Origin of the sequence: Blautia schinkii, assembly GCF_013304825.1 — a bacterium.
Taxonomy (GTDB): domain Bacteria; phylum Bacillota; class Clostridia; order Lachnospirales; family Lachnospiraceae; genus Blautia_A; species Blautia_A schinkii_B.
On sequence record NZ_JAAWUO010000033.1, the window covers coordinates 1 to 9,208 of the forward strand.

General features: G+C 37.5%; 7 protein-coding genes. All 7 read right to left on the reverse strand.

Annotated features, from left to right (window positions below; genetic code table 11):
* Positions 1 to 50 precede the first annotated feature (50 nt).
* The gene (locus tag HFM85_RS15830) at positions 51 to 1,667 is read right to left on the reverse strand and encodes a class I adenylate-forming enzyme family protein (RefSeq protein WP_173739172.1); all 1,617 of its coding nucleotides are present in this window, start codon (positions 1,665 to 1,667) and stop codon (positions 51 to 53) included.
* Between the two features lie 156 nt (positions 1,668 to 1,823).
* Complete coding sequence (locus HFM85_RS15835; protein ID WP_173739173.1) at positions 1,824 to 2,774, reverse strand: lysophospholipid acyltransferase family protein; 951 nt, start codon at positions 2,772 to 2,774, stop codon at positions 1,824 to 1,826.
* Positions 2,775 to 2,874: 100 nt separating this feature from the next.
* Entirely contained in the window at positions 2,875 to 3,606 is a 732-nt protein-coding gene (locus tag HFM85_RS15840) for a lysophospholipid acyltransferase family protein (RefSeq protein WP_173739174.1), read from the reverse strand.
* Complete coding sequence (locus tag HFM85_RS15845) at positions 3,584 to 4,729, reverse strand: 1-acyl-sn-glycerol-3-phosphate acyltransferase (protein ID WP_173739175.1); 1,146 nt, start codon at positions 4,727 to 4,729, stop codon at positions 3,584 to 3,586. Before HFM85_RS15845 ends, HFM85_RS15840 begins: the two co-directional genes overlap by 23 nt.
* Positions 4,726 to 5,313 (reverse strand): hypothetical protein, encoded by a 588-nt coding sequence (locus HFM85_RS15850; protein ID WP_173739176.1) that lies wholly within the window; start codon positions 5,311 to 5,313, stop codon positions 4,726 to 4,728. Before HFM85_RS15850 ends, HFM85_RS15845 begins: the two co-directional genes overlap by 4 nt.
* A 32-nt stretch (positions 5,314 to 5,345) precedes the next feature.
* Entirely contained in the window at positions 5,346 to 7,028 is a 1,683-nt protein-coding gene (locus HFM85_RS15855) for a class I adenylate-forming enzyme family protein (RefSeq protein WP_173739177.1), read from the reverse strand.
* A gap of 26 nt (positions 7,029 to 7,054) precedes the next feature.
* On the reverse strand, positions 7,055 to 8,725 hold the full coding sequence (locus HFM85_RS15860; RefSeq protein ID WP_244092540.1) for a class I adenylate-forming enzyme family protein: 1,671 nt from the start codon (positions 8,723 to 8,725) through the stop codon (positions 7,055 to 7,057).
* Positions 8,726 to 9,208 lie beyond the last annotated feature (483 nt).

Sequence of the window (9,208 nt, forward strand, 5' to 3'; positions counted from 1 at the left end):
TGCAATTCATCTCACCACCTGAAGAGGTGGGAGAATTCTTGCTACATTTGTTAAAAAGAATCTGAGTTCTCCGCCCACTTCTCCAATGTCCGAAAATCTATCTTTCCTGCTCCTGTTGTCGGCAGTTTCTCTACAAAGTGATATTCAAAAGGCCAGGAGTTTTCTTTCAGTTTCTCTCTACAGAGCTGTCTTAATTCTTTTTCCACATTGTCTCCGGTATCTTTGGATTTCAATGTTACATAGGCAATCACAAGATAACCTTTTTCACCGTTGAGTCTCCCTACTACCGCACATTTATCCACGGCAGAATGCCTGCTCAATACATTTTCAATCTCCATCGGATAAACTCTTGACGGTGTCTTATCTGCTCCGATCGACCACAGGATTCGCTTCAGTCTTCCGGTCAGTCTGAAATATCCTTCCTTTGTCACATGTCCAAGATCACCCGTACGAAGCCACTTCGTACCATTTTCTTCGAAAATGATCTCATTGGTAGCTTCCGGATTCTGATAGTATTCCAGCATCATCGTCGGACCACTGACACAGATTTCGCCCTCCTGGTCATAACCAAGTTCCTCTCCAGTATCAATGTCCATGATTTTTATGTTATTGCAGAAAAATGGAAGCATGACAGAAAATTTATGATTACTTACGCATACCGGGCCCGCCATTTCTGTCATCCCATATCCACTTGTCAATTCATATGGGGCATGATGTTCTTTCAAGAATCTTGACATTGCATCTTCCCATTCCTGATTCATTGCATCACCACCATAAGCAACCGTCTTGGAAAAAGAAAGATTCATTTTCTGAACTTTTTTGTCCTTCATTAGTGCCTCTATATGCAAGGGCCCACCGCTAAGATGATTTGGCTTATATTTTTTGAAAAGTTCCGGTAAATGTTCCGGTGCCGGATCTGGACACAGAACATCCTCAAGGCACGTACACAGTGCCATATGTACCCCCAAAAATAGGCCATAGGCTAAGAAGGGCGGAATGATATCTAAAAAGCGTTCACCCTTTTGAAAATCCAGGACTTTATCCGCATGCTTATACTGAAATCCAATCACATTTGCCGCACGATTGGACAGCAGCACGCCTTTTGCCTTTCCAGTCGTTCCACCTGTGTATGCAATGATTGCAGAATCATCTGTCTTTATCTCCGGGGATTCTACTTTCTGGCTTTCTCCTGCTTTCAGAAATTCCCGGTAAGATATACAATTTTCCTGCTTTTCTTTTGATTTCCACTTATAAAGCGTGCCGATTACAAACGGCATAGACTCTGCAAGGGAAATTCCTACGATATGTTCGATGCTTGTTCCCTTAGCTGCTTGCATAATCTTTCCCAACACAAGATTTACAGTCAGTACGAATTTACTTTCTGTAGAAAGCATTTTTTCATGAAGTTCTGCTTCGGTTGCATTCAGCACAAGCATATTGGCAATCGCACCTATTTTATTGATCGCATAGAGAAGGTACACTGCCTCCGGCATCGCCAGAACACAAAGGCTCACCACATCGCCCTTTCTGACTCCGTAAGCCGTCAATGCTTTCGCACACTTGTCGATCTGCTCCTGCATCTGCCGATGTGTTATCTTCCTTCCAAAATAATTCAATGCTGTCGCATTCATTCGATCTGCATTACAGGAAGTCATGTAATCATACATAGAACCTTCCGGAAGTGGTCTGCGTAAGGCTTCCTCCCCGTAATATTTCAGCCACGGCTTATCTATGGACGGAAATCCCGTCAGCTCATGCTCTGTCTGTCTGTCTGTCTGTCTGTCTGTCTGTCTGTGAAATCATATTTTTCTCTTTCTCCTTTGTCAAATATTTTTATCCCAGTTACGATGCATATATTCTTTAAAATCGTACTTTTTCAATTCTTCAAGCTTCATCAGAAATGCTACAACTTTATCGGCATTATTCGCTGTAACCTTAATATTGTCATGACTTTTTAACATAGAATAGTATTCTTTATCATCCTTATCCAGATATCTGGTCAATTCTTCTTCCCATACATCTCTCGTCCAAGGGTTTTTAAGATATTCTTGCCTTCTCTGCTCCATAAATTGTATATGAACATCTTCATTAAGTTTTGTTCTGATCATTGGATTTGAACATTCCTCGATATTTTTCCATACCATTGTAGATATAATATCTCTCAAATTACAAAGTGCTTCTTCTTTATTTTCATATCCAGCTATATCTATTGGATCTCCCACACGAATATCTATCTTTTCTGATCCGAATTCGTAATATTGTGCAATTGGAACAACTTTTATTGATGATTTTGCCAGATAATATACTCCCGCGAAAAACTTGCTACATAGAAGATTTTCTGTATTATTATGGCCTCCCTCAGGAAATATCAATATGCTTGTTCCACTGTCAAGCACTCTTTTCATCTTTGGGAGCGCATCTGCCCTGCTTTTGGGATCAAGTCTATTCACATATATAAAACCATTTACCCATGCAGCATAAACCAGTTTATTATATTCAACCTGATTAGTTGAACCCATAAGAAGATACACACTCCTGTCTATTGTAGCAAGTGCCGAAATTATGTCATTACTAAATCCATGGTTTGATACAAAAATATATGGTGTATTTTTTTTTAGTTGCGGATATTTGATAACATGTATTTTTTCAGGTGTTGCTATTTTAAGTAGTACCTTTAAAGGTTTTGCAATAATTTTCCTTATTTTTAACCCGATGTCAGAAGTAAAACTATTAACATCTGCATCAAGGAATTTTATCAATCCAATATTTTTCATTTACCTATACCTATCTATGTACTTTTTCATAATACATTCTTCCACAACTGGTCTTTTGTCCACTATTCCGATGTCTGGTCGTGAAATAAATCATATCAAACTATTTTTTATAAATCACGGATTCTTCGTATTCCCAGTCTAATGGCGGATATTCTCTGATAATCTCTTCTTTTTCTTTTTCAAAATCACTCAGATGTATATTCTTCCTCTTTGTCACTTCCGAATATTCTTCCATTAGTTCCCATCGAAGTGCTGCCATCATATCCCGGAGCTTCTGAATTCCATTTTTGTAATTAGCCAGTTCTTCACCATACAGGGGGGGTGAAAATTTCACCTGACATTTTTTATTTTTTCTGTCATAACGAATTGCCATTGGAACAATCTGTCCCCCTGCTTTATGTGCCGCTTCTATAATGCCCCATCTCATCGGCAGCATCAGAAGATTCTCTGTCAGATTCCATGTTCCCTCCGGGAACCACAAAATAGATTGTCCACGATTCAAATAGCACAATATTTTTTCCTTAACTTTTTTCTTATGTTCTTTGTCTTTCCTGTCTACCCATATTGCACCAAGTAAATGAAAAAATATACGGTCAATCAAATAGAGCTTTTGTTTTCCAAGCAAAATATAGCTTCTTTTGCCAATCGCTCTCGTTGCTATGGGAATGTCTGAAAACTGCGAATGATTGCATGCATAGATTACCGGTTTATCTGGTATCCGTTCGCATTCATTTACCAGGTCTACTTCATATCTGATTTTGATACCAGACAATGGCAATATCACAGGAAACAATATATCCTTTACTCTGTCATTCCATCTTTTCTTTTTCATAAAAAAATCGTCTCAAATTCTCTACTACATTTTTCCTGTCCAGATCAATTTCCTTCTGGATATATTCCCTTCTATTTAATCCTGTTTCCAGCAGTGCATTTTTCTTTAAATGCAGACCACTCAACGTTCTCACTACCGCCTCGTATTCCTGCTCTTCTTTCGTCTTCTTCGTCAAATACTCTGCGTCAAAGACATCATGCTTCCAGTTGATTTTTTGAAATGTATCTGTCACATAAAAATCCGCAAAATGCTGTCCAAGATCTACATAATCATTTCTTCGGATTGGCTCAAGATGTCGTTCCATCATATGCCATACTGCAGTTGCCATCTGATCTCGTACATAGCTGCTCATAGATTTTATCCGGTATTTCTCATTTTCTTCTTTTCCCGGATAGTAATCTTGCATATTCAAATCCAGATTACTCACATCTATCGGATTTCCCACATCCAGATATGCCATGTTATTCTCATAATCTTTTACCAGTACAACAGGAACAATCTTCTTCCCGGTCTTTAGTGCCAGATTCACCGGTCCATCGTAAAGCGGTTTAATCAGTTTATTCAAATCATAATTGTGTGAACCTTCCGGGAAAATCAAAATGCTCTGCGTCTGTAAAACCCTCTCCATTTTTGCAGGAAGTGTGCTTCTCTCATTCTGATCCAAGACGTTAAATACAATCATTCCATTTAACCACGACAGATAGACTTCTGGATTGTAATTCAGATTCTCCACAGATCCCAGTATCAGGTATGCATTACGGTCGATAATGTTCAGCATTGTTTCAATATCTTCCGGGCAGACATGACTTCCTACGAAAATATAGCTTTCCTCTTTATCCAGCTTAGGATATCGCTCGACAACAATATTGTTGGCATTCTTTTTCGTTGACAGTGGGTAATGCGATAAAGGAATTCTGTCTGGTTTCAGATTTCCGTAATACTCTTCATCACTGGCATAATCCGGTGTATCTTCCCTTATAATCGTTGCATTTGTAAAAATATTACATAGTTTGCGAAAAGCTCCGTTTGTCTTTCGCCTCAGGAAAAGACCAGTATCAGTGGTAAAATGGTCTACATCTTTTGTATTCAGTTGGTTGATAAATAAATTTTTATAATGTTTCATCTATTTTCTTCATTACTATCCTTTGTTTCTTCATCAGCGCAGCTTTTTGCATCGCAATAATTATGAATTCTTTCTTCTCTATGTTTTTTATAATGTCTTTTCCTATAATCCATAATTACAACTATTACGCCCAGTACTGCTAAATTAACACTCACACCTAATATATCTACTTCGTGCTCGCAAACCAAATTGATATAAACAGTATTTATTACTTTCCACAAAATAATCAAAACACTTGCGATTTCTATCGAGTCAGCCATTACTTTATGTGCTAAAGGTTCGTCCGATATATATTCTTTATTGTCTCTAAGCAATATTCCTTTTTTCTTGTTCCATTCTTCATTGTTCTCTACGCATGTCTCATTTCTGTTGTTTTTCCTACGCATCTTCAGCATATAAGATACTTCTTCCAATATCATTCCAACTCCATATGAGCAAAAGCCAAAGACAATAATAGAACTATCTCCAACCTCCCAAAATGTATCTACAAGGCCAGAATAATATGTTATCAGAATCACAAGCCCACCTGTAATTAATCTTACCAAACAATCATATAAACTTAATTTTTCTATGAGTTCATCCATTATTCTTAATCTCCTGTATCTTACTTTTTCAATTATTGCATATATTCCAGTGCTCTATAATCTACTTTTCCGCTTTGCGTTACTGGCATTTTTTCAATTATATTAATTTCCCCCGGGACTGCATATTCTGGCAATTCTTTTCTCAGCGTATCTGCTATTCGATTCATATCACATTTTTGATCATCTTCAAGTACTATATATGCTCTGGCAACATGAACTCTTTTTTCATCTTCAACGACATTCACTGCTGCCTGATTTATCCCTTTACATTTTTTCAATACATTCTCAATTCGGTCTGGAAATAATTTATAAACAATTCCATCTGCTCCTCTGGTGATATATATTCTTTTTATTCTTCCTGCAAAATATAGGAATCCATCTTTTTCTACATATCCCAAATCACCTGTATGAATCCACTTCTCTCCATTTTTAATCCAGATTGCTTTTTCTGTCTCTTTTATATCTTTCACATATTCCTGCATTATACTAGGTGATGAAAAGCAAATTTCTCCCTTTTCTCCATAGCCTAGTTCTTCTTCAGTTTCCGGATTGATGATTTTCACATTTACCTTTGGAAGCGGAATTCCTAAAGAACCTGACTGATTACACCGATTCATATTGGTACAAACTGTTGCTCCTAATTCTGTCATTCCATATCCTACTGTATACTCCACTGTAGCATGACACTTGGCAAGAATCTCATTCAGCTTTTTTTCTTCTTCATCAGAAATTGCGCCACCGCCACCAGCTAATGTTTTTAACCATCTCATATTGCCTTTACATGATTTCATAATCGCAGAAATAAAAGCTGGTCCTATAATCATATGTTCTGGCTTCTTTTTCATCATAGCTTTAGCAACAGCATCTGCATTCGGGTCAATCTGTAGAATCCCCTCCAATCCCAAAACAAGTTGTGTATGAATTCCAACAGTAATTCCAAATCCTAAGAATGGCGGAATTGCATTTAATACTCGCGAATTTGTCGTTAATCCCATATCTGCTAATTTATACTGAAAAGCCACTGCATTTAAGCTATCATTCGTATGCAATACCCCTTTCGGTTCACCTGTAGTGCCACTTGTATACACAATAACTGCAGGCATATTCGGCTGATATCTTTCTTTTTTAAGAACTATTTCCTTTGACCCTTTTTTTAGGAACTCATCCAGACTGTTGTCTCGGCGGCTTTTCTGTTTTACAATCTGTTTTAATGGAAATGGCATGGAATTCCAAATTGGGAGACATATAATTTGTTCTGCTTTCATTTTGGATTTAATCTCTTTTACTTTATCTTGAACGTTCTCAAGATATAAAAACATTTTAGAACCCACTTCGTCTGTTTGCTTTAATATCTCTTCTGCATTCAATGTCAAATAAATCAAATTTACAATTGCTCCAAGTTGGTTTAAAGCATATATACTGTAAATTGTCTCCGGAGTATGAAGTGACATAATCGTAACAACATCCTCTTTTTTTATTCCGCAAGCTTGAAATGCTTTTGCAAATTCATTTACTTTTTCAAAAAAAAGTTTATAACTAATCTTTTTTCCAAAATAATTCAGCGCTGTATGACTTAAGTTTGATTGATTTTCCTGGTATATCAAATCATACATTGTACATTCTGGAAGCTTTTCCTGAATTGCTTCTTCACTGTAATATTTCAGCCATGGCTTATTTACGGACGGAAATCCCGTCTGCTCTGTCTGTGAAATCATATTTCTCTCATTCTCCTTTGTCAAACTCAATCTTTTTTCATCTTTTCCAGTGCTCTGTAATCTGTCTTTCCGCTCTGTGTAAGCGGGATTTCATCTAATATAATGTATTTTCCAGGAACAGAATGAGATGGCAACATCTTTCTGCAATACTCTTTCACCGTTTCCAGGATATTTTCCTTCTCGGATTTTTTCTCCAACACAAGATATGCAATCTGTTCTTTTACAAGTTTTCCTTCCATTCTTACCGTAACTGCACATTTTTTCACATTTTCCAGTTCCATCAAAACCATCTCTGTTCTTGCCGGAAATACCTTATATAAAGTGCCATCTTCTCCCTGTGTCATGTAAATGCGCTTCATACGGCCTTTAAAATGGACAAATCCATCCTGGTCTACCCAGCCAAGATCTCCGGTATGAATCCACTTCATTCCATCCTCATGCTGACGGATCATCTCTGCAGTTTCTTTGGGATTCTGATAATATTCTTTCATCTGGCTCGGTGTATGGAAACACAACTCACCAACTTCACCATACGGCAATTCTTTTCCTGTCTCCGTATCCACTATTTTTACAATTGTCTTACATAACGGAATGCCCAATGTATTTTCCCGATATACATTGTTTAATCCCGTTGTCACGGTTGCTGCAAATTCTGTCATTCCATATCCGGTAATATATTTTGCATCCGAACCATGCTCTGCCAGATATGTATTTATCATTTCTTCCTGTTGCGGAGTCATAGATTCTCCACCGCCTGCCAATGTGATACAATGACTCATGGATTTTCCCTGCATGGCATCAATGATCTGAAGAATATTGGTCGGTGCTGCCACAAAATGATTTGGTCGGCATTTTTTATATAATTTTGTGAGCACTACGGCATCAGGATTTGGACTAATTACTTCCTCTAATCCAATCGTCAATGGCATATGTACATTTAAACAAAATCCTATTGCCAAAAAAGGTGGCATAAATGTAAGAATTGTTTCACCTACTTTGAATCTCATTCCGGAATATCGATACTGAAATGCCACTGCATTGATATTGTCATTTGTCAGAACAACTCCTTTCGGTTCTCCTGTAGTACCACTGGTGTAAACCAGAACCGCCGGTTGTTCTTCTTTCCACTGTACTTCTGCTGCCTGTTTCTGCTCTGCATATTTTTTTATAAATGAAGGATAGGTCAGCACCTGTTTTCCGTCATTGTGAAGTTTCTTTTTCTTCATCTTCACAATAGCTTTCATCAGCCACGGCATACTGGACTCTGCCGGCAGGATAATCGTCAGTTCTGATGTTAATCTCTTCTGGACGTGCATCACTTTTTCTTCTACAACATCCAATACAATAATTGCTTTTGAATTTGTTTTCTCTACCATCTGAACAATTTCGTCTTCTGATAAAGATAAGTATCCCATATTGGCAACTGCACCTATGTAATTCAATGCATAGATACAATATATTGTCTCTGGTGTAATCAAAGACAAAATGGTAACAATATCCCCACATTTAATCCCTGCCATCGTAAACGCATCCGCTATTTCCTTTATATGTTCGAAAAGTTTCTGATAAGTGATCCTTTTTCCAAAATAATTCAGAGAGATGGATTCCATATGATTTTGATTATTTTCATACAGATATCTATATAGCGTTTTCTGTGGAAGTGGTGTACGAATTGCTTCTTCACTGTAATATTTCAACCATGGCTTATCTATGGACGGAACTCCCGTCAGCTCATGCTCTGCTCTGCTCTGCTCTGCTCTGCTCTGCTCTGCTCTGCTCTGCTCTCATTGTCCTTTTTCTCCTCATCTGTCTGTCAAGTGTTTTTCTACATACAAATCTGTTTCAGAAATATTCAGGCACTACAAAAAGCCATTCCCAACTACATATTCTGCAGTTAAAAATGGCTTCTATATCTATATTTTCTATATTCTTTTTCTGAAAAAGTGCATAGTTCAGTTTTGCTTGCTTGCTTGCTTGCTTGCTTGCTTGCTTGCTTGAACATTGTAATTTATAACCATCACCTATGCAACTCCTTCCTAATAACAATAAACACTTTAACATGTTTATTTTATCAAAAGTTCTATTCTCTTACAATAGAGAAGCATAGTATTTTCGCAGTGACATGCTCCCACCACTTAAATCTTACGATTTTGAAGTGGGGGCTTCCTGCTCGATTACCC

Excerpts from the sequence above, each read along its gene's own strand:
- HFM85_RS15845 (WP_173739175.1), bottom strand. The coding sequence starts at position 4,729 with ATGAAACATTATAAAAATTTATTTATCAACCAACTGAATACAAAAGAT.
- HFM85_RS15850 (WP_173739176.1), bottom strand. The coding sequence starts at position 5,313 with ATGGATGAACTCATAGAAAAATTAAGTTTATATGATTGTTTGGTAAGA.
- HFM85_RS15835 (WP_173739173.1), bottom strand. The coding sequence starts at position 2,774 with ATGAAAAATATTGGATTGATAAAATTCCTTGATGCAGATGTTAATAGT.
- HFM85_RS15830 (WP_173739172.1), bottom strand. The coding sequence starts at position 1,667 with ATGTATGATTACATGACTTCCTGTAATGCAGATCGAATGAATGCGACA.
- HFM85_RS15855 (WP_173739177.1), bottom strand. The coding sequence starts at position 7,028 with ATGATTTCACAGACAGAGCAGACGGGATTTCCGTCCGTAAATAAGCCA.
- HFM85_RS15840 (WP_173739174.1), bottom strand. The coding sequence starts at position 3,606 with ATGAAAAAGAAAAGATGGAATGACAGAGTAAAGGATATATTGTTTCCT.